General features: G+C 71.7%; 20 protein-coding genes, 1 tRNA gene and 1 pseudogene. 5 read left to right on the top strand and 17 right to left on the bottom strand.

The genetic code is table 11. From position 1 onward, the window contains the following. The first annotated feature begins 100 nt into the window (after positions 1-100). Together ACIRF9_RS00545 and ACIRF9_RS00540 are read left to right on the top strand one after the other, a co-directional pair. Positions 101-700, top strand: a complete 600-nt coding sequence (locus tag ACIRF9_RS00545; RefSeq protein ID WP_403814123.1) for an ArsR/SmtB family transcription factor — start codon at positions 101-103, stop codon at positions 698-700. Then, positions 700-891, top strand: a complete 192-nt coding sequence (locus tag ACIRF9_RS00540) for a hypothetical protein (protein ID WP_403816046.1) — start codon at positions 700-702, stop codon at positions 889-891. The genes ACIRF9_RS00545 and ACIRF9_RS00540 overlap by 1 nt, the downstream gene beginning before the upstream one ends. Before the next feature lie 3 nt (positions 892-894). Here the strand turns inward: ACIRF9_RS00540 and ACIRF9_RS00535 are convergent, their stop codons facing one another. The 6 genes from ACIRF9_RS00535 to ACIRF9_RS00510 form a co-directional block, all read right to left on the bottom strand. Beyond that, positions 895-1,686, bottom strand: a complete 792-nt coding sequence (locus ACIRF9_RS00535; RefSeq protein ID WP_403814120.1) for a PDZ domain-containing protein — start codon at positions 1,684-1,686, stop codon at positions 895-897. 453 nt (positions 1,687-2,139) lie between these two features. Continuing rightward, the gene (locus ACIRF9_RS00530; protein ID WP_403814117.1) at positions 2,140-2,781 is read right to left on the bottom strand and encodes an IclR family transcriptional regulator; all 642 of its coding nucleotides are present in this window, start codon (positions 2,779-2,781) and stop codon (positions 2,140-2,142) included. A gap of 356 nt (positions 2,782-3,137) precedes the next feature. Beyond that, complete coding sequence (locus tag ACIRF9_RS00525) at positions 3,138-4,937, bottom strand: DEAD/DEAH box helicase (protein WP_403814114.1); 1,800 nt, start codon at positions 4,935-4,937, stop codon at positions 3,138-3,140. A gap of 143 nt (positions 4,938-5,080) precedes the next feature. Beyond that, a complete protein-coding gene (locus ACIRF9_RS00520; RefSeq protein ID WP_403814111.1) occupies positions 5,081-5,503 on the bottom strand; it encodes a type II toxin-antitoxin system death-on-curing family toxin in 423 nt (140 codons plus the stop codon). Beyond that, the gene (locus ACIRF9_RS00515; RefSeq protein ID WP_403814108.1) at positions 5,500-5,700 is read right to left on the bottom strand and encodes a hypothetical protein; all 201 of its coding nucleotides are present in this window, start codon (positions 5,698-5,700) and stop codon (positions 5,500-5,502) included. The genes ACIRF9_RS00520 and ACIRF9_RS00515 overlap by 4 nt, the downstream gene beginning before the upstream one ends. 43 nt (positions 5,701-5,743) lie before the next feature. Next, positions 5,744-7,237: an MFS transporter gene (locus ACIRF9_RS00510; RefSeq protein WP_403814105.1), complete on the bottom strand. Its 1,494-nt coding sequence runs from the start codon at positions 7,235-7,237 to the stop codon at positions 5,744-5,746. Between the two features lie 209 nt (positions 7,238-7,446). Between ACIRF9_RS00510 and ACIRF9_RS00505 the strand changes: the two genes are divergently transcribed. Together ACIRF9_RS00505 and ACIRF9_RS00500 are read left to right on the top strand one after the other, a co-directional pair. Then, positions 7,447-7,518 (top strand) — tRNA-Cys (locus ACIRF9_RS00505). Between the two features lie 318 nt (positions 7,519-7,836). Next, positions 7,837-10,218, top strand: a complete 2,382-nt coding sequence (locus ACIRF9_RS00500) for an endonuclease/exonuclease/phosphatase family protein (protein ID WP_403816044.1) — start codon at positions 7,837-7,839, stop codon at positions 10,216-10,218. On the opposite strand, the gene ACIRF9_RS00495 is transcribed toward ACIRF9_RS00500, so the two are convergent. The 11 genes and pseudogenes from ACIRF9_RS00495 to ACIRF9_RS00445 form a co-directional block, all read right to left on the bottom strand. Continuing rightward, positions 10,215-11,408: an SUKH-4 family immunity protein gene (locus ACIRF9_RS00495; RefSeq protein WP_403814102.1), complete on the bottom strand. Its 1,194-nt coding sequence runs from the start codon at positions 11,406-11,408 to the stop codon at positions 10,215-10,217. The two genes, ACIRF9_RS00500 and ACIRF9_RS00495, sit on opposite strands and share 4 nt — an antisense overlap. 125 nt (positions 11,409-11,533) lie before the next feature. Further along, complete coding sequence (locus ACIRF9_RS00490; RefSeq protein WP_403814099.1) at positions 11,534-12,064, bottom strand: AAA family ATPase; 531 nt, start codon at positions 12,062-12,064, stop codon at positions 11,534-11,536. Positions 12,065-12,190: 126 nt separating this feature from the next. After that, positions 12,191-14,500: a xanthine dehydrogenase family protein molybdopterin-binding subunit gene (locus ACIRF9_RS00485; protein WP_403814096.1), complete on the bottom strand. Its 2,310-nt coding sequence runs from the start codon at positions 14,498-14,500 to the stop codon at positions 12,191-12,193. Further along, complete coding sequence (locus ACIRF9_RS00480; protein ID WP_403814093.1) at positions 14,497-16,332, bottom strand: 2Fe-2S iron-sulfur cluster-binding protein; 1,836 nt, start codon at positions 16,330-16,332, stop codon at positions 14,497-14,499. Before ACIRF9_RS00480 ends, ACIRF9_RS00485 begins: the two co-directional genes overlap by 4 nt. Continuing rightward, a complete protein-coding gene (locus ACIRF9_RS00475) occupies positions 16,329-17,222 on the bottom strand; it encodes an FAD binding domain-containing protein (protein WP_403814090.1) in 894 nt (297 codons plus the stop codon). The genes ACIRF9_RS00480 and ACIRF9_RS00475 overlap by 4 nt, the downstream gene beginning before the upstream one ends. Positions 17,223-17,473: 251 nt before the next feature. Continuing rightward, positions 17,474-19,135, bottom strand: a complete 1,662-nt coding sequence (locus ACIRF9_RS00470; RefSeq protein ID WP_403814087.1) for a beta-N-acetylhexosaminidase — start codon at positions 19,133-19,135, stop codon at positions 17,474-17,476. A 1-nt stretch (position 19,136) separates the two neighbouring features. Then, a pseudogene (locus ACIRF9_RS00465) lies at positions 19,137-19,957 on the bottom strand (carbohydrate ABC transporter permease). After that, entirely contained in the window at positions 19,954-20,895 is a 942-nt protein-coding gene (locus ACIRF9_RS00460) for a carbohydrate ABC transporter permease (protein ID WP_403814085.1), read from the bottom strand. Before ACIRF9_RS00460 ends, ACIRF9_RS00465 begins: the two are co-directional and overlap by 4 nt. Positions 20,896-20,933: 38 nt before the next feature. Beyond that, positions 20,934-22,226: an extracellular solute-binding protein gene (locus tag ACIRF9_RS00455; protein ID WP_403814083.1), complete on the bottom strand. Its 1,293-nt coding sequence runs from the start codon at positions 22,224-22,226 to the stop codon at positions 20,934-20,936. Positions 22,227-22,444: 218 nt separating this feature from the next. Beyond that, positions 22,445-22,732 (bottom strand): DUF3039 domain-containing protein, encoded by a 288-nt coding sequence (locus ACIRF9_RS00450; RefSeq protein WP_390821655.1) that lies wholly within the window; start codon positions 22,730-22,732, stop codon positions 22,445-22,447. A 29-nt stretch (positions 22,733-22,761) separates the two neighbouring features. Beyond that, positions 22,762-23,334 carry a YqgE/AlgH family protein gene (locus tag ACIRF9_RS00445; protein ID WP_133914983.1) on the bottom strand — a complete coding sequence of 191 codons (573 nt, stop codon included), beginning with the start codon at positions 23,332-23,334 and terminating at the stop codon, positions 22,762-22,764. Between the two features lie 286 nt (positions 23,335-23,620). Here ACIRF9_RS00445 and murA point away from each other — a divergent pair, with 286 nt between their 5' ends. Beyond that, the gene (gene murA, locus ACIRF9_RS00440) at positions 23,621-24,967 is read left to right on the top strand and encodes a UDP-N-acetylglucosamine 1-carboxyvinyltransferase (RefSeq protein WP_403814079.1); all 1,347 of its coding nucleotides are present in this window, start codon (positions 23,621-23,623) and stop codon (positions 24,965-24,967) included. Positions 24,968-25,236: the final 269 nt, after the last annotated feature.

Here is a 25,236-nt window from a genome sequence, read left to right as displayed (position 1 = left end):
ACGACCGGCAGTTGCAGGAGGACGACCGGCAGTGGCAAAGGGAGCCCCAGTTGCAAAGAAACCCTTGCATAGACTTCTTTGCAAGGATACCTTTGCATGCATGAACGAGCCCCGGGATCCACAGGTTCGCCAGCTCGACGCGCGGTCGCTGCGAGGGCTGGCGCATCCGCTGCGTATGCAGCTCCTCGACGCCCTGCGCTTCGGCGGACCGGCCACCGCCTCCCAACTGGCCGAGAAACTGGGTGAGTCCAGCGGAGCCACCAGCTACCACCTGCGCCAGCTCGCCGCCCACGGCTTCGTCGAGGACGACCCCGAGCGGGGCAAGGGCCGGGAGCGGTGGTGGAAGGCGGCCCACCAGGGTCTGCGCTTCGGCGACGAACTGCTCACGGACGCCGACCCGGCCGTACGCGGGGCAGCCGACATGTATCTGCACGAGGTCGCGACCACCCAGACCCGGGATCTGTCGACCTGGCTGGGCAACCGTGACTCCTGGCCCGACGAGTGGAACAGCGTCTGGGACATGAGCAGCGCGACGCTACGGCTGACCCCGGAACTGACCCGCGAACTCGTCGAGAAGATGCACACGTTGATCGACACCTACCGCGACCGCGCCTCCGACGCGGACGACGCCGACACGGCGCAGGTCCGCCTGCACACGCACGCGTTCCCCCTCACGACGGACCGAGAGAGGCACCAGTGATCACCCCCGAGACCCACCTCGCCCTGCACCACGCCCGAGCCGCCGAACTCCACGCCTTAGCCGAAGCCCACCGTCTCGCCGCGGAAGCCGGGCGCCCTCACGGCCTCCGCAGCCGCCTCGGCTGGACCCTCGTGGAAGTGGGCCTGCGCCTCGCCACCCCCAAGCCCACGATTCTCGCCCCTAGCAGCTAGCAATCAGCAGCTGGGCACGGACCCCTTCCCGCTCCCCAGTGCCGTGAGGGCGCTCACCGCGCCCTTGAGCGTGGTCACCGGGATCAGCCGGAGCCCCTTGGGCAGGTCGGACTTCGCGTCGCCGCACTCGTCCTTCGGGACGAGGAAGACCGTCGCCCCGTCCCGCTGGGCGGCCTGCGTCTTCAGGGCGACGCCGCCGACCGCGCCGACCGTCCCGTTCGCCTCGATGGTGCCCGTACCGGCGATGGTGCGGCCGCCGGTGAGGTCGCCGCCCGCACCGTTCCCGTCGAGCTTGTCGACGATGCCCAGCGAGAACAGCAGCCCCGCGCTGGGGCCGCCCACGTCGGACAGCTTCAGCGTGACCTTGATCCCGTCGTCGGTACGGTCGAGGTACCTCAGCGCGGCGTCGGTCGCGGCGTCCTGGGACTCCTCCATCTGCTCGGTGTTGTGCTCCTCGATCTCCTTGGTGGTCTGCCCGCTGGGGTAGACCGAGTCGCGCGGCATGATCGCCTGGTCGCTGCGGAACCAGCCGTCGATCACATCGCCGAGCCTGACGTCGGCGTCGGGTCCGGTCGCCTCGATCGTCGTCATCCGCAGCTGCCCGGACGTGTCCCGGGTGGGCGCGCCGGAGATCGTGATGACGGGGGTGCCCTGGTTCTCCCCGAGCACGTTCGCCGTCATGCCGGGCTGCGCCACCGAGAACGGCAACGGAGCGAACACCGCCGTGGCGAGCAGCCCCACAAAGGGCACGGCGCAGACGACGAGAGCCTGGAGGCGTGTGAGACGAGAGAGCACGGGGCCAAATGTAACCGGCGCAGGCAAGCCCCCGACCTGGCGGCCACCACCCACACAGCCCGCGCGCACTCACCCCACACAACCCGCGGCCAGTCACCCCACACAGCCCTCAGCCAGTCGCCGCACACAACCCGCGCGCGCTCACCCCATACAGCCCGCGCGCACTCACCCCACACAGCCCGCGCGCACTCACCCCACGCAGCCTGCGGCCAGTCACCCCACACAGCCCTCAGCCAGTCGCCGCACACAACCCGCGCGCGCTCACCCCGCACAGCCCGCGCGCACTCACCCCACACAGCCCGCGCGCACTCACCCCACACAGCCTGCGGGCAGGCGTGCCGCTGGGGCGGTACGGGTGGGCGCAGGCGGCACCCCGCCGGCGCGGGCAAGCGGACCCACCCCCGCCCGACACCAGCACCGGTGCCCACGCTGCGCACCCGCCCAGACCCAGCGTCAGCGCAACGCCTCCGCCACCTCCCGAGCCGCATCCATCACCCTCGGCCCCACGCGCTCCGGCACCGCATCGGCCAGCATCACCACACCCACACTCCCCTCGACCCCCGTCACACCGAGCAGCGGCGCGGCGGCACCACTCGCCCCCGCCTCCCATTCCCCGTGCGTGAGCGTGTACCCCGGCTCCCCCGGCAGCCTCTGCCGCGCAGCGAGAATCGCCCGGCCGGCGGCCCCCCGGTCCAGCGGATGCCGGAAACCGGCCCGGTACGCCACGTGGTAGTCCGTCCACGACGGCTCGACGACGGCGACGGCGAGCGCATCCGTCCCGTCCACCAGCGTCAGATGGGCGGTCGCCCCTATGTCCTCGGCCAGCGACCGCAGCGCGGGCAGCGCCGCCTCGCGGACCAGCGGATGCACCTGGCGGCCCAGCCTCAGCACCCCGAGGCCGACCCGGGCTCGCCCGCCCAGGTCACGTCGTACGAGTGCGTGCTGCTCCAGCGTGGCGAGCAACCGGTACACGACGGTCCGGTTCACGCCCAGTTTCTGGGACAGCTCGGTGACGGTCAGCCCGTGGTCCGTGTCGGCCAGCAGCTTGAGGACCTTGAGTCCCCGGTCGAGCGTCTGGGAGGTCTCCGCGGTCACGACGCCCACTCCTTAGTGGTGAGGTCGGCAGCCCCCGTCGCGGCGGATGCGTCACCGAGTCCCGTCAGTGACGCGCTTCAGAGGCCGCCGATCGACAGATGGGCCCAGCTTGTCCGGGCCCAGTCGCTTCACGGCTGCGCTCCGCGGCGGCGCTGCCACGGGGCGTGTGCGTAGCGGGACAGTAGCGAAGCAGGTTCGCTGAGCGGAAGAGAACGTCCAGAATCCGGTCATTGGCCGGTACGGACTACTAGTGTTTACCTCGCATTTGCCCTGAAACGTCGCCCCACCTGGAAGAACTCCTGGAAGAACTCCCGGACGGACTCCCGGAGGAAGTCCTGGACGGATCCTGGACGGACTCACTTCATGCGAGTCGCCCACTCCTGGACCTTGGCGATGCGCTGCCGCAACTGCCCGGCCGTCGCCTCCGCGCTCGCCGGTCCCCCGCACACCCGCCGCAGCTCGGTGTGGATGACCCCGTGCGGCTTGCCGCTCTGATGGACGTACGCGCCGACCATCGTGTTGAGCTGCCGCCGCAGCTCCATCATCTCCTTGTGCGAGACGACGGGCCGCCGCTCGGCCGGCACCTCCAGCAGATCGGCCTCGCTGTCCGGCTTCTTCTTGCTGTGCGCGATCTGCTTGGCCTGCCGCTTCTGGAGCAGCAGCTGCACCTGGTCGGGCTCGAGCAGCCCCGGGATGCCGAGGTAGTCCTGCTCCTCCTCGCTCCCCGGATGGGCCTGCATGCCGAACTCGGCGCCGTTGTACATGACCCGGTCGAAGACGGCGTCGGACTCCAGCGCCTCGAAAGGCAGCATGTCCTGCTCCCCGGTGTCCTCGTCCTGCTGCTTCTCCGCCTCCTGGAGGAGCTTCTCCTCCTCGGCGTACGGGTCCTCCTCGCCCTCCTTCTTGGGCTTGTCGAGGACGTGGTCGCGCTCGCGTTCCATCTCGTTGGCGAAGCCGAGCAGATCGGGCACGGTCGGCAGGAACACGGACGCGGTCTCGCCGCGCCGCCGGGACCGTACGAAACGCCCGACGGCCTGCGCGAAGAAGAGCGGCGTGGAGATGGTGGTGGCGTACACCCCGACCGCCAGCCGCGGCACGTCGACGCCCTCGGACACCATCCGGACGGCGACCATCCACCGGTCGGTGTTGCCGCTGAACTCGTCGATGCGGTCGGAGGCACCGGCGTCGTCGGACAGCACCAGCGTCGCCTTGCTGCCGGTGATCTCCCGGATCAGCTTGGCGTACGCCCGCGCCGAGTCCTGGTCGGAGGCGATGACGAGCGCCCCCGCGTCCGGGATCGACTTCCTGACCTCCGTCAGCCGCTGGTCGGCGGCGCGCAGCACGCTCGGCATCCATTCGCCGCGCGGATCCAGGGCCGTACGCCACGCCTGGCTGATCGCGTCCTTCGTCATCGGCTCGCCGAGCCGCGCGGCGATCTCGTCACCGGCCTTGGTCCGCCAGCGCATGTTGCCGCTGTAGGAGAGGAAGATGACGGGCCGGACGACGTTGTCCGCGAGCGCGGACCCGTATCCGTACGTGTAGTCGGCGGAGGACCGGCGGATCCCGTCCGCCCCCTCCTCGTACGTCACGAAGGGGATGGGGTTGGTGTCGGACCGGAAGGGAGTACCGGTCAGGGCCAGCCGTCGCGTCGCCGGCTCGAAGGCCTCCAGGCAGGCCTCGCCCCAGGACTTGGAGTCACCGGCGTGGTGGATCTCGTCGAGGATGACGAGGGTCTTGCGCTGCTCGCTCCGGTTGCGGTGCAGCATCGGCCGTACGCCGACGCCCGCGTACGTGACCGCGACCCCGTGGTAGTCCTTGCTGAGCGGTCCGGCGCTGTACTCGGGATCGAGCCGGATCCCTATCCGCGCCGCCGCCTCCGCCCACTGCTTCTTCAGGTGCTCGGTGGGCGCGACCACGGTCACCTGCTGCACGACGTGGTGGTGCAGCAGCCAGGAGGCGAGCGTCAGCGCGAAGGTCGTCTTGCCGGCGCCGGGCGTGGCGACGGCGAGGAAGTCGCGCGGCTGCTCCTGGATGTACTTCTCCATCGCCCCCTGCTGCCAGGCCCGCAGTTTGCTGGCGGTACCCCAGGGCGCGCGGCCGGGGAAGGCGGGAGAGAGGTGGTGGGAGTGGGAGGAGGAGGTGGCGGTGGTAGTCACGGTCTCCGGGTTCGGGGGTCGGGCGGCTCGGCTGGGCGTCTCGGTCTAGGACTCGGCTACGTATGACAACCGGGCCACCCTACCGGCGGCCCGGGACCGTCCACCCGCCAACGGGGCCGGGGCGCCGCAGGGTGGGACCCACGTCACAGCGCCCGCAGTCGCTCCGCGATCCGGCCGACCTCCGGCTCCGTACCGGAAGCGACATCGATGACCAGGTCGTATGCCGCGTCCTGGTCGCAGCCGGCGAGGTCCACGCCGTGCAGCGCGAGAAACGTCACGGCGGCGAGCCAGGCGGCGCGCTTGTTGCCGTCGACGAGGGGATGGTTCGTGGCGACGGCGTGCAGGAGCGCGGCGGCCTGCTCGTGGAGGTCGTCGTAGGCGGCCGTGCCGAACATCCGGGCCCGCGGCCGGTGCACGGCGGAGGCCAGCAGCCCGGGCGCCCGGGCCTCGGGGGCACGCCCGCCGAAGGCGATGCGGGCGATGTCGGTGACCTCGGCGACGGTCAGGTGACGGGTGGCGTGCGGGCCCGTGTGGTCAGCCGGCTGCCGACCGATGCGCTCGCTCATTCCCCCAGCCTCCGCAGCAGTTCGGTGTGCGCTCCCGCGAGCCGCTCGGCGGTCTCCCGCACCCGTGCCTCCTCCGCCCGCAGACGCTCGCGTACGGCGTCCAGCGCGATGTCCTCCGGGCTGCGGCCGGTGGCGTCCGCGAGGTCGGCGAGGGCCTGGTGGAGGCCGGGGTCGAGGGCGAGGGTCAGGTGCTGCATGCCGCCGAGGTCAGGAAACGGAAGGGCGCGCGGGCCAGGGGATTTACGGGCGCCGCTCGTGCAGCCGGGTGGTCACCCACGCCCCGACCAGCGCCACCCCGGCCATCGGCAGGAACACGGCGGCGAAGGCGGCCGGATGAGAGGAACCGCCGGCCGCCGTGGCCGCGTGCGCCACGCTCCCCCCGCCGAGCGCCGCGAAGGCGGCACCCCCGGCGGCCAGCAGCAGCACATTGGACAGACCGTCCGAGATCTGCAGGGCCGCGGAGTTGGCGCCCGCCTCCTCCGGAGCGGAGAGCTGGAGCAGCAGCACACTGGTGGAGGAGATGACGAGCCCCATCCCGAAACACCCGAAGCCCCAGGCGACGGCGACGGTCCAGACGGGCACGGAGTGGATCAGCACACTGGGCGCGGCGGCGACGGCCCCGGCCACCAGCACCATCCCGACCGTCATCAGCCGTTCCCGGTACGGCTCCACACGCGCCCGCGCCTGCACCCAGGAACCCAGCGCCCAGGTCCCCCCGCTGGCCGCGAGCGAGAACCCGGCGAGCGTGGGACTCAGCCCCCTCTCGGTGACGAGCATCAACGGCACGAAGGACTCGGCGGAGATGAAGGCCCCGGCCGCCAGCCCTCGCAACAGCACCACGGACGGCAGCCCGCGGGCCGCCCGCCAGATCCCGCGCGGCAGCAGCCCGAGCACGGCGGGCACGAGCAGCGCGAGCCCGGCCGCGAGCGGCAGAACGGAGAGGGGCCGCAGATCCTGGGCGCCGTACTGCAACAGCCCGGCCCCGAACGAGATCCCGAGAGCGAGCCGGATCCGCCGCCGGTCCGAGGAGGAGGAACCACCGGAGCCATCGGAACCACCGGAGCCGCTGGAGCCGCCGGAGCCGCTGTGAACGGCCCCACCGGCCCGCCGCCGTATCTGAGGCAGGGCGAGCGCGAGCGGGAGCAGCACGAGCACGGGCATCCCCAGGAACACCCACCGCCACCCGAGACGCTCCGTCACCGTCCCCGCGGCCAGCGGCCCGACCACGGACGGCACGACCCACGCGGCGGCGAAGGCAGCCATGATCGCGGGCCGCAACCGCTCCGGATAGGCCCGCCCCACGACCACGTACAACGCCACGATGACCAGCCCACCCCCCAGCCCCTGCACGGCCCGCCCGAGAATGAACACCCACATGTCCTGCGCGGTCCCGGCCACCACGAGCCCCACCCCGAAGGCCGCGATCCCGCTGCTCAACGCCCCCAGCGGCCCCCGCCGATCCGACCACTGCCCGGCGAACACCATCCCGAACAGGCTGGTGGTGAAGTACCCGGAGAACGCGAACGCGTACAGCGACACCCCGCCCAGTTCCCGAGCGGCGACCGGCATGGCCGTCCCCACCGCCGTCGCCTCGAAGGCGATGAGCAGCACCACGGAGACGATCCCGACACTCAGCGCCCGATAGGCCCGCCCCAGGACACCCTCACCATCGGACGGACCGTAGCTCTCGACGAGGTCTGCGACACCGGTGTCGCGGGGTTCCAGGGCAGCCATGCCCGCCAGCGTAAGGTCCACGACCGACATTGACCCCTGTCAGAAGACGGACTCCCCCTCCGCCCTTGGTCGTACACCCACCCCCTCCTTCATGAACGGCGTATGGCAGTCCCATTGCAGCGGCCCGTTCCTCCTTGAGCCCGGTCCCACCCCCGCCGTACGTTCATCTCACCAAGACGGATCGGGCCTCAACCCCCCGCTCCCGACCTGGCCGTGTGCCCGAGTGGCTTAGGGACTCGCCTGCAAAGCGAGGTACGTGGGTTCAATTCCCGCCACGGCCTCTACCTGGCCTGACCAGACAAAAAGAGAGGGCGGCACCCTTCCGGGGGTGTCGCCCTCTTGCAATCTCCCCCCTCAATTCCCTTCCTGTTCCCCGGATTTAACCTACGACCCCTTGGCGACCCCCTCTCTACGCGCGTAACTTGAGCCGACCTCCCCCACACCACCGGCCGTACACGACGACGTACGAGGAGATCGCCAGCGTGTCCAGTCCCGCAGGTAGCAGAGCCACCGGAAACCACCGGACCACCGGAACCACCGGAACCACCGACGCGGCCGGCGCCCGCGGCTCCCGCCGTGCCGCCCGTGCGCTGATATCCGTGGGCGTGGCGAGCGCGTTCGCCATCGTCTCCCTTCCCGCCGCGTACGCCACGCCGTCCGCCTCGGTGGTGGTCTCCGAGGTGTACGGCGGTGGCGGGAACTCGGGGGCGACCCTGACCCGGGACTTCGTCGAGCTCGGCAACGCCGGGTCGGCGGCCTACGACCTGGCCGGCTACAGCGTGCAGTACCTGCCCGGTTCGCCGTCCTCGTCGTCGACGTGGCAGGTGACCACGCTCAGCGGGTCCGTCGCGCCGGGCGGGCGGTTCCTCGTCGCCGAGGCGGCGGGTTCCGGGGGGACGACCGCGCTGCCCACGCCCGACGCCACCGGCTCCATCGCCATGAGCGCCACCAGCGGCACCATCGCCCTCGTCTCCGGCACCACCGCCCTGACCTGCAAGACCGCCGCCGACTGCGCGGCCGACAGCCGGATCGTCGACCTGGTGGGGTACGGCAGTGCCGTCGTCCGGGAGGGGAGCGGGCCGGTCACCGGGGCCTCCAACACCGCTTCCGTCACCCGCGGGGCCTCCCTCGCCGACACCGACGACAACGCCGCCGACCTCACCTCCGGCACCCCCTCCCCCGTCAACTCGGCGGGACAGACACCCGGTTCGGGGGACGGTGACGGAGACGGCGGCGGGGACGATCCCACACAGCCCGGTAGCGTCCGCGTCCACGACATCCAGGGCACCACCCGTCTCTCCCCGCTCGCCGGACAGACCGTCACCCGCGTGCCGGGCATCGTCACCGGGGTGCGGACCACCGGGTCGAAGGGCTACTGGATCCAGGATCCGACCGCCGACTCCGACCCCCGCACCAGCGAAGGCATCTTCGTCTACACCGGGTCCGTCACGCCCACGGTCGCCGTCGGGGACTCGGTGCTGGTCAGCGGCAAGATCAGCGAGTACTACCCGAGCAGCACCAGCCAGTCCCTCACCGAGATCACGGGACCGACGGCGACCGTGCTGACCAGCGGCAACGCCCTGCCCGCCGCCGTCACCCTGGACGCCACGAGCGTTCCCTCCGCCTACATCCCCACTGCCGGTGGCGGCAGCATCGAGTCGCTGCCCCTCGAGCCCGCGGTGTACGCCCAGGACCTGTACGAGTCCACCGAGGGCATGCGGGTCTCGTTCTCCGACGCGCGGGTCGTCGGCGCGAGCGACGAGTACGGCGAGCTGTGGGTGACGCTGAAGCCGGACGAGAACCCGACCCTGCGCGGCGGCACCCTCTACTCCTCCTACGACCAGCCCAACACCGGCCGTCTGGAGGTGATGTCGCTCGACACCACCACCTCCTTCCCCGCCGCCGATGTCGGCGACGAACTGTCCGGCACCACCACGGGGCCGCTCGACTACTCCACCTACGGCGGCTACAACGTCCAGGCCACCCAGCTCGGCGCCCTGGTCGACAACGGGCTGAAGCAGGAGGTGACCCGCCGGCAGAAGGGCGACGAGCTGGCCGTCGCCACGTACAACGTGGAGAACCTGGACGCCCTGGACGACCAGGAGAAGTTCGACCGGCTCGCCCAGGGCGTCGCGGTCAACCTCAGCTCGCCCGACGTCGTCGCCCTGGAGGAGATCCAGGACGACAACGGCGCCACGAACGACGGCACGGTCACCTCGGAGGCCACGCTCACCCGCTTCACCGACGCGATCCGCGCCGCCGGCGGGCCCCGCTACCAGTGGCGCTACATCGCCCCCACCGACGGGCAGGACGGCGGCGAGCCCGGCGGCAACATCCGTCAGGTCTTCCTCTTCAACCCCAAGCGGGTTTCGTTCACCGACCGGCCGGGCGGTGACGCCACCACGGCCACCGGTGTGGTGAAGACGCGCAAGGGTGCCCGTCTCACCTACTCCCCCGGGCGGATCGACCCGACCAATGACGCCTGGGACAGCAGCCGCAAGCCGCTCGTCGGCGAGTTCGTCTTCCACGGCGAGACCGTCTTCGTCATTGCCAACCACTTCAACTCCAAGGGCGGCGACCAGCCCCTGCACGGCCGCTACCAGCCTCCCGCCCGCAGCTCCGAGACCCAGCGTCAGGCGCAGGCCGCCGAGGTGAACACCTTCGTCAAGTCGCTGCTCGCTGCGGACAAGAACGCCAAGGCGGTCGTCCTCGGGGACCTCAACGACTACGAGTTCTCCCAGACCGTCACCACGCTCACCGACGGCGGCGTCCTCACCCCGCTGATCACCACCCTGCCGGCCGCCGAGCGCTACACCTATGTGTACGACGGCAACTCGCAGACCCTGGACCACATCCTGACGAGCCCGGCCGTCACCCGTTTCGACTACGACGTGGTGCACCTCAACGCCGAGTTCGCCGACCAGGCCAGCGACCACGACCCGCAGATCGTGCGGATCGACGTCAGCAGGTGCCGCCGTTAGGCGTACAGCCCTCCGCCTGCCTCGTCCTCGAACACCTCCGGCCAATAGCGCCAGCCGTCGTCGGTCGGGGTGTTCGGGGTCGGGTCGCAGGCCACCGGGTCGACGGCCGCCAGAGTGCGGCACATCGTCTCGGCGAGCTGGTCGTAGGCCTCCGTCAGTTCGTACACCGCGTCCAGGGCGTGCTCGCGCCGTATCAGCCAGAAGGTGAACGCCAGGGTCGAGACATCGGCGTTGAGCGGGCGCAGTACGAGGTCCGGCTCGCTCCAGCTCAGCACCGCGCCCGTGTCGCCGTCGACGACCAGGCTGGTGTCCTCCAGCAGATGACCGAGGCGGATCAGCCGGTCCGCGTTCGCCGGGAGCTGCTCGTCGGTGAAGACGCCCTCGCGGGCGTCCGCGCAGTACTCGGCGAGGGTCTGCAGCGGCATGTCCGTCTCCAGCGTGAACCAGACGACCTCCTCCGGCAGGCCCACCTCGCGCAGGAAGCGGCGGGTCGGGGCGTGGGTGAGGGCCTTCGGGAAGTCGACGTCCTCGAAGCGGACGATCCCGCCCGGGCCGAACTCCTCGTCCAGGAGACGGGAGGGCAGGTCCACGGTGAGGCCGGAGGTGGTGCCGGGACCGGCCACCAGGGCCAGCGGGCGGATCACCGCGGCCAGCTTCCAGAAGAGCCCCGGCTCGCCGTCCGTGCCGCCGCCCGCCTCGAACACCGCCAGCAGCTGCTGGGTCGCCTCCGCCACCGCCTGCGGGCCGAGCCGACCCGCGTAGGAGGCGAACTGGCCGCGCAGGGCCGCCAGTTCGTCCACGGCCGTGGCGAAGCGCACCAGCTTCTCCAGGGAGGGCGCGAGGGGGCGGGTGTCCATCAGGTCGGGGCGGTCGTGCAGGAAGTACGTCGTCGAGATCTCGCCCGTCGCTCCGTCCAGCAGGACGGACTCGTGCTCGCGGCCGTCCATGCCCAGGATGCCGCCTATGACCAGGCGGTCGCGCAGTTCCGCCGCGAGGCGGCCCTCGGGGTCGCCGGTGGAGTCGGCGACCGTGCGCAGTCCGTCCGTGCGCAGTGCCTCGAACGTCAGCAGGCCGCCCTCGCCCGGCAGTCCGGGGCCGGTCAGCCAGCGGCGCGTCGCGGCGTGCGTGACGTACGGGTTGAGCTCGTCATCGGTGAAAACGATCGTGGTGGTGCTCCTGGTCGTGGTCATCGGTCCCCCGTGCGTGAAAAGTGCGTGCGCCGTCCCACTGCTCCGCAGCCTACGCGGAGCCACTGACAACGGCCCCGACCTGCGACGACGCACCGGCGGCAGCAGCCGCCCACACTGAGTAGACGTCAAACCACCCTGGCGCGTTCCCTTCCCGCCAGAATCGCCTCGACCGTCTCCCCCACCGTCCACTCCGCGGTGTCCAGCCACAGCCCGATGCGCGGGGTGCGGGCGCGCAGTTCCCCGTCGAGTCCCGCGACCGTCCAGGCCGCCCCGTAACCGGTCTTGTCCCGGCCCGCCTCCCGGGCGGCCACCGCCGTCGCGTCCGGCGCCAGGACGACCACGTACAGGGGGCGGGTGCGGACCAGTCCGACGTACGTCCGCAGGGCGGGGCCGAGGACCACGTCCTGCACCACCGCCGTGAAGCCGGCCTCCGCGTAGGCGTCCGCCGTCGCGGCCGACAGCCGGTACCGGAGCAGGAGTTGCGCCTCGGCCTCACCGCCGGCGCCGGGGACGTACTCCTCGCGGCCGGACACGATCATCCGCCGGAAGACGTCCCCGCGTACGTGTGCCGCCCGGGGCAGCCGCGACGCGAGCGCCTGCGCGACCGTCGACTTCCCGGCCGCCATGACCCCGGTGACGAGGACGACGCCCTTCACGGGAGGACGCCCCTCACGTGAGGTAGACGCCGCCCAGCACGACCGCCAGCGCCGCCACCACGAACACCAGGATCCACAGCAGCAGCCTGCCCACGCTCGGCGGGGGTTCGTAGCGCTGCGGATCGCTCACTGGCCCGTCACCACCGCGGCCTGCGGGCGGATCGGGAGACGGTTGACGGGGCGGCCCGTGGCGGCGCGTACGGCGGAGGCGACGGCCGCCGGGGACGTCACCACCGGGACCGCGCTGGCGGCCTTCGCGCCGAAGGGGGCGACCACGTCCCGTTCCTCGACCAGTTTGACGATCCGGATGTCCGGGGCGTCGAGGGCCGTGGGGAGGGAGTAGCCGGTCAGGTCGGGGTGGCGGATCAGGCCGCGCGGGGTGCGCAGGTTCTCGGTGAGCGCGATGCCCACACCCTGCGTCACGCCCGCCTCGATACGGGCGGCGAGTTGCGCCGGGTTGAGGACGCGGCCGACGTCCTGCGCGACCGCAAGTTCCACGACCCGCACCGAACCGATCTCGATGTCGACGTCCACCACCGCGCGGACCGCGCAGAAGGCGAGCCCCACGAAGGCGTCGCCCTGGCCGGAGCCGTCCAGCGGCTCGGTGGGGTGCGGGCGGCACTGGGCCGTCGCCCACAGCTCCTTGCCGTGCAGTTCCTCGGCGACGGTGGTCGACAGGACGCCGTCGTACGAGGTGATCTTGCCGTCGGTGATCTGGAGCAGCTCGGTGGACATGCCGAACTTGTGCGCGAGGGGCTGCAGCAGCTGTGTGCGGACCATCTTCGCCGCGCGTTCCACCGCGCCGCCCGAGACCCAGGTGTGGCGGCCGCGGCAGCCGGCGCCGGCCGGCGGCTGGTCGGTGTCCACGGGGGCCACGTGCACCTCGTCGACGCCCAGGGTCTCCTGGACGATCTGACGGGCCAGCGTGGTGAAGCCCTGGCCGGTCTCCACCGCCGCGCACAGGACCGTCGCGATGCCGTCCTGGATCTTCACGGTCGCGGTGGAGACCTCGTCGGCGCCCTCCGCGCCGAGCATGTGCACCATGCCGAGGCCGTAGCCGACGCCCCGGCGCACCGCGCCCGGTTCGCCCGCGCCCTCGGGGCCGCCGGGCAGCAGCCACTCCTCCTCGGGGGTGTCCTTGGGGAGCGGGGGGAGCGGGTGCTCCTGGACGGCCTGGAGGAGTTCGGCGACGGGGGCCGGGCAGGTCACGGTCTGGCCGGTCGGCAGGACGTCGCCGGTCGCCATGACGTTGCGCATGCGCAGTTCCGCCGGGTCGAGCCCGAGTCTCTTCGCCAGCTTGTCCATCTGCGCCTCGTAGGCGGCGCAGACCTGCATGGCGCCCTCGCCGCGCACATGGCCCGACGGGGGGTTGTTGGTGCGGACGGCCCAGCCCTCGATGAAGGCGTTCGGGACGACGTAGGGGCCGCAGGCGAAGGAGACGGCGGCGGCGAGGGCCTCGGAGGACGTGTCGGCGTACGCGCCCGCGTCCAGCAGGATCTGGGCCTCGACCTTGACCAGCCGGCCCTCGGCGTCGGCGTGGTGGCGGTAGCGCAGCAGGGTCGGGTGGCGGTGGGCGTGACCGAGGAAGGACTCCTCGCGGGTCGCCGTGAGCTTCACCGGGCAGCCGGTCTTCAGGGCGAGCAGGCCGAGCGGGAGCTGGAAGCCCTGGTCCTCGCGGTCGGCCGTCGCGCCCGGCACCCCGGTGACGACGATCTTCACCCGATCGGGTGCCAGGCCGTAGACGGCCGCGGCCGTGTCGCGGTCGGTGTGCGGGTCGGTGGAGGCCAGGTAGAGCTCCACGCCCCCGTCGGGGCGGGGCACGGCGAGCCCGGCCTCGGCGCCGATGGGGGCCGGGTCGGCGCGGCCGATGCGGTACTGGCCCTCGACGACGATCTCGCCGGCGGCGGACGGGTCGCCGTGGTGCAGCGGGATGTGCCGGATCAGGTTGCCGTCGGGGTGCAGGGCGTCGGCCTCGAAGGCCCGCTCGGGGTCGGTCACCGGGTCGAGCACCTCGTACTCGACGATGACGGCCGCGGCGGCCATCCGCGCGGTGTCGGGGTGGTCGGCGGCGACGGCCGCGATGGGCTCGCCGTGATGGCGGACCACCTCGGAGGCGAACACGGGGCGGTCGGCCTTGCCGCGGCCGTGCACCGGGCTGCCGGGCACGTCCTCGTGGGTGACGACGGCGCGGACACCGGGCATCTCGCGCGCGTGGGACGTGTCGATCGACACGATGCGCGCGTGCGGGTGCGGTGAGCGCAGTACGGCCGCCCACAGCAGGCCCTCGGCCCACAGGTCGGCCGCGTACGGGAACGTGCCCTCGGTCTTCGCGCGCGCGTCGGCCGGCTGCAGTGAGGCGCCGAGGCCGTGCGGGATCGGCTCGGGGGCCGGCGCGGCCTCCGCGGTGGTCGTCGCGGTGGCTGCTTCGTTGGTCACGCCTGGCCTCCGTCCTGGCCCTGTCCGTACACCGGGTCGTGCGGGTGGGGCTGTGCCGGGTTCTCGAACGCCGACGGGTGGACGCCGCCTGCGCCCGGGCCCGCCTGGTGCGGGATACGTGCTTCGTCCCCGTCCGTCTCAGCCTCGGCGGCGGCCTGGGCCTCGCGTTCGGCGACGACGTCCTTGACGGCCCGCAGGACGCCCTTGTAGCCGGAGCAGCGGCACAGGTTGCCGCACAGGGCCTGGCGGGTCTCCAGCTCGGTGGGCGCGGGGTTGCCCTCCAGCAGGTCGTGCACGGTCATCGCCATGCCGGGCACGCAGAAGCCGCACTGCACCGCGCCGCACCGGGCGAGCGCCCGCTGCACGTCCGAGGGCTGTCCGTCGACGGCCAGTCCCTCCACGGTGCGGATCTCGCTGCCGGCGGTGGTGACGGACGGGACCAGGCAGGAGGCGACGAGCCGCCCGTCGACCTGGACGTTGCAGGCCCCGCACTCGCCCTGCGAGCAGCCGTCCTTGGCGCCGGCGAGGCCGAGGCGCTCGCGCAGGACGTAGAGCAGCGACTCGCCGATCCAGGCGTCGGTGACGGGCCGGTCGGAGCCGTTGACGCGCAGGACGTAGGAGGCGAGGGGGTGTTCCTCCGCCGGGGGCGGGGGGATCTCCTCGGGCTCCTGCGCGGTGTCCTCGTCGGCTCCCGCGGCCTCCGCGCGCGCGTGGCCGGCCTCGTCGTCGGCTGCGGACGGCGCGGGTTCCGGCTCGTGTCCGGCGGGGGGCTCGGCGGGTCCCTGGGCGGCCTCTGCGGGCTCGTGAGCGTCCTCGGGGGCTCCCGGGGCTCCGGGGACCCCAGCGGCCTCGGAGGCGTCCTCCACGGCGTCCAGAGCCGCAGCCGCTCCCGGGCGCGGTCCGTCGGGCAGGTCGCCGGGCCGGGGCCCGGAGGCCGGCGGTGCGGCGTCCGCTGGTGCCGCACCGTGCGCGGACGCGTGGTCGGCGCCGTGCGGGGGTGTGTGGTCGGTGTCGCGCGCCGCCGTGTGGCCGACACCGTACGGCGGGGTGTGTTCGACGCCGTACGCGGTCCCGTGCGCCGTGTCGTGCACCGCCCCGTACGCCGTCTCGCGCGCCGTCCCGTGCGCCGCGCCCTGCTGCTGTGGGTGCCCGAACGCGGGCGACTCCGGCGCCGGTTGCCCCGCTGCGGGGGCCCCGCGGTGACCGGTCTCCCGGACACCCGTGTGCGTGGCGGCCTCGGCCACGCCGGACTGTTCCGCCTCCTGCCCCCAGGGCCGGCCCGCGCCGTTCGTGGCGTCGGTCGCCCAGGGCGCGGGCGCGCCGCCCGGCAGGGTGGCCGGCGGGGTGCCGCCCCACTGCTCGACCAGGGACGACGCGGTGAACTCCCCCGACTCGTCGGGGAGGTCGCCGCCGACGACCGGGATCGACCACTGGCCGGTCACGTCGTGGCCCGGGGCGGAAGCGGCCCCGCCCGTCGCGTCGGCGGCGTTGTCGGTGAAGCTCCACTGGCCGGTCGAGCCCGGGTTGTACGTGAACCGGTCGCCACCGGAGGTCTCCGGCGGCAGCTGCGGAGCGGGCCACTCGGTGCCGCCCGCCGGGGCCGCCCAGGTGCCGGTGCCGTCCGTCGCGGGGGGCACCGCCGCTATCTGCGGCGGCACGTACCCGTGCCCGGGCGCGGCGAGCGGCGTGTCGCCGGCCAGCAGGGCGTCGATGCCTCCCTCGGGGAGCTTGACGAAGGCGGTGGCGCCGTCGTCGTAGTCGCCCTGGGGCAGCGGGTCCCAGCGGCCGCCGCTCTGGGGCAGCGTGCCCTCTCCGTGCTGGTCGTCGGTCACGACAGCGCCCTCCCCAGTGCTCGTCGGGCCAGCGCGGCGACGGTGCGCCGCAGGTGCAGTACGGCGGGCGGAAGCTCCGGTACGGAACCGTCCACGCCCGGGGTCGGGTCCGGGATGCAGGCCGCGGCGACGTACTCCCCGAACGCGTTCAGCGCCTCCGGGACGATCGTACGGTTGTTGTCCCAGTCGATGAGCCGCGCGACCCACTGCTCGGCGTCGAGGGGCCGCAGCGGCATCGGCGCTATGGCGCCGACGGCGCACCGGACCCCGCGTCGGGCGGGATCGAGGACCAGGGCGACGGAGGCGACGGCGCGGCCGGGGCCGGTGCGGCCGGTCGCCTTCAGGAAGACCTGCGGGGCGTGCAGCAGCGGCACGCGAACGTACCCGATGAGTTCGCCGCCGCGCAGCATGTCCATGCCGGCCAGCAGATGCGACACCGGGACCTCCCGGCGGGCTCCGCCCGGGCCCGCGACGATCAGGGTCGCCTCCAGCGCGGCCAGCACGGGCAGCGCGTCGCCGGTGGGGGCGGCGGTGGCGATGTTGCCGCCCAGGGTGCCCGCGTTGCGGATCTGCGGCGGGCCCGCGGCGCGCGCGGCGGCGGCGAGCGCCGGGATCAGGGCGGCGAAGTCGGGGCGGCCCATGCGTGCGTGCGTGAGTCCGGCGCCGAGCAGGGCGTGGCCGTCCTGGTACTGCCAGCCGCGGATCTCGCTGATCCGGCCGAGGCCGACCAGTCCGGCGGGCCGGAGCTGTCCGGAGTTGACGGCGGCCATCAGGTCGGTGCCGCCGGCCACGGGCACGGCGGCGGGCATGGCCGCCAGGGCCGCCACCGCCTCGTCCAGCGTCGTGGGCAGCGTGACGGCCTGCGCCGCCTGCGGTGCGTGCGTGCTCAAAACCGGCTGCCCCTTCCCGCTGCCCCACGTGGTCCCACCTGTGCGCCGTACGGTACGTGCTGACAGGGCGGACGTGGCAACTCTGGCACATGTTCGCCACACCCGAAGACGGGGGTCCGCTAGGAGGCATTCGCCCACCTCACCCTGGAGATGGTCCGTTTTCGTACGGCATCACCGGTGCGCGTGAATTGCCACTCTTTGGTGACCATGCCGGGGTTTTTCCGTGACGCGCACCGGAGCCGCCTCCGGGGCTACCGGTGCGGGGGCGGGCCGTCGATCGGGCGCCCGAGGACGCCGGGCCGCCGCTGCCACGGACGGGGTCCCCGCGGCGGGCGGTAGCCGACGCCCAAGGCGTCGAGCCGCCCGTAGTGGGCCTCCATCCGCCGCTCGAAGCCGGCGTAGTCCCGCTCCCCGGGCGCGGGCAGCGCGCTCCAGGCGACCTCGGCGAAGGCCGCGAGCCGGGGGAAGGCCTGGTAGTCCACGCGCGCGTGATCCTCCATCACCTCGGTCCACAGGTTGGCCTGCGTGCCGAGCACGTGCGCCGCCTCCTCGGACGTGAGCTCCGCGGGAACGGGCTCGAACCGGTAGACGTCCTCCAGGGTGCGCACGTACCCGATGGGCACCGGCTCGTCCGGGCCGCCGTGCTGCCGGTGGTCGAGGTACACATGCTGCTCGGGGCACATGACGACGTCGTGCCCCGCGCGCGCGGCGGCGGTCCCGCCCGCGTAGCCGCGCCAGGACGACACGGCCGCGCCCTCGGCGAGCCCGCCCTCCAGGATCTCGTCCCAGCCGATGAGCCGGCGCCCGCGCGCGGAGAGCCAGGTGTCGAAGTGCCGGATGAACCAGGACTGCAGTGCGTCCTCGTCCGCGAGCCCGAGTTCCTCGATGCGGGCCTGTACGGCGGGCGACTGCCGCCACTGGTCCTTGGGACATTCGTCACCCCCGACGTGAATGAACGACGAGAACCGGGCGGCGTCCGCGGGGAACAGCTCGAGGACTTCCTCGAACACCCCCTCGTAGAAGCGCAGGGTGTTGTCGGTGGGGGCGAGTACGTTTGGGCTGATCCCCCAGGTGTCCCAGACGGAGAGGCGGGTGCCCCCCTCGATGGACGCAGTGATGACGTCGGTGTTGCCGAGTTCCGGATACGCGGCGATCGCGGCCTGCGAGTGGCCCGGTACGTCGATTTCGGGGACGACGGCGATATGCCGCTCGGCGGCGTACGCCACGATCTCGCGGATGTCGTCCTGGGTGTAGAAGCCACCGTGCGGCTTCTCGTCCCACAGAGGTGAGGCGCGATGGCCGAATTTCGTGCGGGACCGCCAGGAGCCGACCTCGGTGAGCCGGGGATACCTCTTGATCTCGATCCGCCAGCCCTGGTCGTCCGTCAGATGGAAGTGGAAGACGTTGAGTTTGTGCGCGGCCATCAGGTCCAGGTAGCGCAGGACGCCTTCCTTGGGCATGAAGTGCCGGGCGACGTCGAGCATGAGGCCGCGCCAGCGGAATCGGGGGCTGTCCTCGATCCTGACGTGCGGCACGGTCCAGACGCGGTCACGGCTGAGCGGCGCCCTGCGGTACGCGTCGGGGCCGAGGAGCTGCCGCAGGGTCTGGGCTCCCCAGAAGACACCGGCCGCGCTGCCGCCCTCGATGAGGACTCCGTACGAGTCGCTGACGAGGCGGTACTCCTCCGGACCCAGTCGGGGGTCGAGTCGGAGGCCGATGCCGTCGCCGTCGGTGTCGTCGAGTTCCCGCCCTTCACGCAGGGGCAGGCCGGTGGCCTGCCAGAGGGCGGTGCGCAGCCAGTGACCGACGCCTTCCGTCGCGTCGCCCGCGTAGAGCCGGGAGCGGGCTGTCAGCCTCACCTCGCCGCCGGAACCGGCGACGAGGCCGCGGGGCTCTGGAATCAGTTCAGTCACGTCAGTCCTTCACCGCTCCGCCGAGGCCGGAGACGAGTCGTCGTTGTACGAGTACGAAGAACACGAGCACCGGAATCGTCATCACCGTCGAGCCGGCCATCACGCCGCCCCAGTCCGGATCGTCCGGCTTGAAGAAGACCAGCAGGGCCATCGGCAGGGTCGACTGCGAAGTGTCACTGATGATGAACGACTTGGCGAACAGGAAGTCGTTCCAGGCGGAGATGAAGGAAAACACACTGGTGGCCACGAGACCCGGCAGGACGAGCGGGAAAAGGATCTGCCACAGAAAGCGCGTACGGCTCGCCCCGTCGAGGTAGGCGGCCTCCTCCAGGGCCTCCGGGACGCCTTTCACGAACCCCCTCAGCATCCAGATCGCGAACGGCAGCGAGAAGGCGATGTGGGGCAGGATCAGGGACCCCAGGGTGTTCAGCTGACCGAAGTCCCGCATGAGGAAGAACAAGGGGATCGTCAGTGCCTCCACGGGCACCATCTGGGCCACCAGGAACATGATCAACAGGGTGGTCCGGAAGCGGAACCGGAATCGCGTCACGGCGGTCGCGGCGAGAAACGCGATCATCCCGGAGGCGATCACCACCGTGCCCGCGACGACAAGACTGTTGAGGAAGTAACGGCCGAATTCCTGCTGCCCGAACACGCGCCGGAAGGAATCCAGGGAAGGGGACAGGTCCATGGCCGCGGCTCGGCCGACTCGATCTCGCCGGCCGGTCTGAAGGCGCCGAGCACCATCCAGTAGAGCGGGAAGGCGACCAGCGCGGCGACGAGCAGCGCCACCGCGTCGGCCAACCGCCGGGAAAGCCTCACAGTTCCTCCCCCTGACGCCGCAGCAGCCTCAGGTACACCAGGGTGACGGCGAGCAGGATCAGCAGCATCACGACGCCGATCGCCGAGCCGAGGCCGTACTGCGAGGACGCGAAGGCCTCTTGATAGGCGTAGACGTTCAGGACGAGGTTCTGCCCGGCGATTCCTCCCCCGTTGGTCATCACGTAGATCTGGGTGAACACCTTGAAGTCCCAGATGACCGACTGGATGGTGACGACGGTCAGGATCGGCCGCAGCATCGGTGCGAGCACGGACCGCCAGATCCGCCACTGCGAGGCGCCGTCCAGGGCGGCCGCCTCCAGCACCTCGGCGGGCACGGCGCGGATCCCGGCGTACACGGTGACCATCACGAACGGGAAGGAGCACCACACCACTTCGAGGAGGACCAGGAAGAAGGCGCTGTACCGGCCGTACGTCCACGAGTGGTCGCCGATCCCGAGGACCCTGTTCACCGGGCCGAAGTCGGGATCGAACAGGAACAGCCACACCGTGGACCCGGTGACCGCCGGGGTCGCCCAGGCTCCCAGCGCGGCCAGCATCAGGGCGAGCCGGGGCACGGCACGCACGCGCGTGAGCAGCACGGCGAGCGCACACCCGACGGACAGGGTGGACACGACGCAGGCGGCGGCGAACAGGACGGTGGCGAGCAGCACCGACCGGAACCGCGGGTCCGAGAAGAGCCCGGCGTAATTCCCGAACCCCAGGAAAACAGTCGGCTCACCACCACTGACCTGGGCCTGGGTGTACTTGAAGAGGGAAATGAGCCCGAGCTGACAGACGGGGTAGACGAGCAGCGCACCAAGGACGACAAGAGCGGGGGCGAGATACAGCCAGGGTGTGCCGGTCCCACTCCAGGGGCGCGGGGCCCTGACATGTGCGGCTCCGCCGCGTGGGCGCGACCGGCCACGTACGGCCCGCACCCGCCCACGCGACGCGCCCCCCGACTCAGTAGGCGCACTCACCCGGCGGAGCCAAACGCCTCGTCCATCTTCTTCGCCGCCTCCCCCGAAGCCGCCGCCACGCCCTTCTTCCCGCTGACGACCTCCTGCAGCATGGTCGGCAGAACCAGCTGGGAGTCGATCTGCGACCACGCGGGCGAGGCGGGCACGAACTTGGTGCCGGAGGTCAGGGTCCGCACGAAGGGCTTCACGAACGGCTCCTTCGCGGCGGCCTGCTCCCGCACGTCCGTGAAGGTCGGCAGAAAGCCCATCGCGTCGAAGAACGACGCCTGCGTCTTCTTCGAGGTGAGCGCCTCCATCAGCCGCACCGCCAGGGTGCGGTGCGAGGTGCTCTTGAGGACGCCGATGTTGTTGCCGCCCGCGAAGGCCGGGGCGATCGAGCCTGAGGTGACACCGGGCAGCGGGACGACCGCGTACTTGCCCTTCACCTTGCCGGCCTCCACGGCCGTGTGGCTGAAGTCACCGCCGATCGCCATGCCCGCCTTGCCCGCGGCGAACGCGGTGATCGTGTCGTTGCCGCCCATGCCGGCGCACTTGGCGGCGGGACAGTTGTCGTCGCCGAAGAGGGAGGTGTAGGCGGTGATGCCCTTCTGGGCGGCCGGGCTGTCGATGGCGGCGGCGTACGAGCCGTTCTTGCCCGTCGCGAGTTCACCGCCGTTGGCCCAGACGAACGGCATCGCGCCGTACGTGTAGGCGCCGCCGACGACCAGGCCGTACAGGTCGGGCTTCGCGGCGCGGATCCTGCGGGCGGTGGTCGCCAGCTCGTCCATGGTCTTCGGGACGTCGAGGCCGAGTTCCTCGAAGACGTCGGTGCGGTAGTAGAGGGCGCGGACGCCGACGTAGAAGGGGGCGCCGTAGATCTTGCCGTCGACGGTGACGGACTGCCTGGCGGTGGGGTCGGTGTCCTTGGCCTCGCTCCAGTCGCCGAACTCCTCGGTCACGTCGAGGAGGCCGCCGTCGTGGACGTAGCCGGCGGTGTCGGTGTTGCCGTACTCCATGACGTCGGGGGCGGACCCGGGGTCGTTGAAGGCGGCCTTGACCCGCTGGGCGCGGGTGTCGACCGGGATGTACTCGACGTCGACCTCGGTGCCCTTGTGGGCCTTCTCGAAGGCGCTGACGACGGAGTCGACGATCTTCTCCTTCGGCTTGTTGCCGACCTCCTGGAAGAGCCAGACACGCAGGGTGCCGGTCTTGTCGTCGGTGTCGGAGGAGGAGTTGGAGGAGGTCTGGGGGGTGCAGGCGGCGGTGAGAAGAACGGCCGTGACCGCGGCGAGCCGGACGGGGAGCTTCATGGGGGGGAGCCTCCGCAGATGCGTTGCAACATGCGCAATGACGGTTTCGCTGTGCACAACACACGGGAGGCTAGGGACTTCATGAACACGACCACAAGAGGTCTCAACCACTCTGTGACCGGAGGACGCACTCCGTGCAAAGCCAGAACAGGCCAAAGGCCCCCGGGGCGCGCAAAACCGCGCCCCGGGGGCCTCAGAGAATCAGGAGTCGCTCGGGCCTACTTGCCGCCCTTGCCGCCCTTGTCGTCTCCGCCGCCCACGCCCATCGACTCGAAGATCTCCTTGCACATCGGACACACGGGGTACTTCTTCGGGTCGCGGCCGGGCACCCACACCTTGCCGCACAGCGCCACGACGGGCGTCCCGTCGAGGGCGCTCGCCATGATCTTGTCCTTCTGGACGTAGTGCGCGAAGCGCTCGTGGTCGCCGTCGCCGTGCGACACCTGCGGTGTCGGCTCTACGAGGGTCCCCGTACCGGTGCCGCGCTCGGGCTCAAGAGTGCTCATGCCGCCAAGGGTACTGAAGCGCACACGGATCAGTTGAGCGAAGGGTCGTCCGGGTACGTCGCCACCATCGCGAGCTCGTTGCGCTGGCGGCGCAGGACCTCGCGCCAGAGTCTTTCCGGGGACGGGGAGGAGACGTCGCCCGGCTCGGACTCGACGACGTACCAGGCGCCCTCCACGAGCTCGTCCTCGAGCTGGCCGGGGCCCCAGCCGGCGTACCCGGCGAAGATTCTCAGGGAGCCGAGGGCCGAGGCGAGGAGCTCCGGTGGGGCCTCCAGGTCGACCAGGCCGATCGCGCCGTGCACCCGGCGCCAGCCGAGCGGGCCGCGGTCACCCGAGGAGTCGCCGGGGATCACGGCGACGCCCAGCGCGGAGTCGAGGGACACCGGGCCGCCCTGGAAGACCACGCCCGGTTCCCCGGTGAGGTCGGCCCAGCCCTCCAGGATGTCGCCCACGCCGACGGGCGTCGGACGGTTGAGGACGACACCGAGGGAACCCTCCTCGTCGTGGTCGAGAAGGAGCACCACCGCACGGTCGAAGTTCGGGTCCGCCAGGGCGGGAGTGGCCACGAGCAGCCGCCCTGTGAGCGAGGACACCTCGGTCATGCCAGACATGATCCCGCATCTTGCCGAGAAGTGGGGAGCCAATGCGGGCACGGGGACGAGGGGCAGGTCGGGCGCACGGATGCGGTCCGGGCGCACGAACACGGAAGCCTCCTCATGGTGACCCCATGTGCCCGCTGTGGAACGGTTCGTGTTGTGACACAGCTATGACCTTCCTGGGCCGTCCTCGGGCTTACGGGAGGGGCCCCGGTGGCGATTACCCTGTCTCCTCTGGCCCTTGCACCGATCCAGGCCTGCCCCCGTCCACCACCCATGGAACGCGAGATACATGACCGTCAACGGCTCTGACGACGTACTGCTTGTCCACGGCGGGACCCCGCTCGAGGGCGAGATCCGTGTCCGCGGTGCGAAGAACCTCGTACCGAAGGCCATGGTCGCCGCCCTGCTGGGCAGTGAGCCGAGTCGGCTGCGCAACGTTCCGGACATCCGTGACGTGCGGGTCGTACGCGGTCTGCTGCAACTGCACGGGGTGACGGTCCGTCCGGGTGAGGAGCCGGGTGAGCTGGTGCTCGACCCGACCTATGTCGAGAGCGCCAACGTCGCCGACATCGATGCCCACGCGGGTTCGAGCCGTATCCCGATCCTGTTCTGCGGTCCCCTGCTGCACCGTCTCGGGCACGCGTTCATCCCCGGTCTGGGCGGCTGTGACATCGGCGGCCGCCCGATCGACTTCCACTTCGACGTGCTGCGGCAGTTCGGCGCGAAGATCGAGAAGCGGGCCGACGGCCAGTACCTGGAGGCCCCGCAGCGGCTGCGCGGCACGAAGATCCGGCTGCCGTACCCGTCGGTCGGCGCGACCGAGCAGGTGCTGCTGACGGCCGTCCTCGCCGAGGGCGTCACCGAGCTGTCCAACGCGGCGATCGAGCCGGAGATCGAGGACCTCATCTGCGTGCTGCAGAAGATGGGCGCGATCATCGCCATCGACACCGACCGCACGATCCGCATCACCGGTGTGGACAAGCTCGGCGGCTACAACCACCGCGCCCTCTCGGACCGGCTGGAGGCCGCCTCCTGGGCGTCGGCGGCACTGGCGACCGAAGGCAACATCTACGTCCGTGGCGCGCAGCAGCGCTCGATGATGACGTTCCTGAACACCTACCGGAAGGTGGGCGGTGCCTTCGCGATCGACGACGAGGGCATCCGCTTCTGGCACCCCGGCGGCCAGCTGAAGTCCATCGCGCTGGAGACGGACGTGCACCCGGGCTTCCAGACCGACTGGCAGCAGCCGCTGGTCGTCGCGCTCACGCAGGCCACGGGCCTGTCCATCGTCCACGAGACGGTCTACGAGTCCCGCCTGGGCTTCACGTCCGCGCTGAACCAGATGGGCGCCCACATCCAGCTCTACCGCGAGTGCCTGGGCGGCTCCGACTGCCGCTTCGGCCAGCGCAACTTCCTGCACTCCGCGGTCGTCTCCGGCCCCACCAAGCTCCAGGGCGCCGACCTGGTCATCCCCGACCTCCGCGGCGGCTTCTCCTACCTGATCGCCGCCCTGGCCGCCCAGGGCACGTCCCGCGTCCACGGCATCGAGCTCATCAACCGGGGCTACGAGAACTTCATGGAGAAGCTCGTGGAGCTGGGAGCGAAGGTGGAACTGCCGGGCAAGGCACTCGGCTGACCACCGCCTCCCGGCACCGCCCACGCCACCGCCCCCCGGCCGGGGGTCCGGGGGTCGTCCCCCGGGCAGGCACAGCATGGAGAAGCTCGTGGAGCTGGGAGCGAAGGTGGAACTGCCGGGCAAGGCACTCGGCTGACCACCGCCTCCCCGCACCGGCCCACGCCACCGCCCCCCGGCCGGGGGTCCGGGGGTCGTCCCCCGGGCAGGCACAGCATGGAGAAGCTCGTGGAGCTGGGAGCGAAGGTGGAACTGCCGGGCAAGGCACTCGG

Source organism: Streptomyces sp. NPDC096132, assembly GCF_044763345.1.
Taxonomy (GTDB): domain Bacteria; phylum Actinomycetota; class Actinomycetes; order Streptomycetales; family Streptomycetaceae; genus Streptomyces.
The sequence above is the reverse complement of the archived record's forward strand: the minus strand, read 5'-3'. Positions and strand labels throughout refer to the sequence as shown.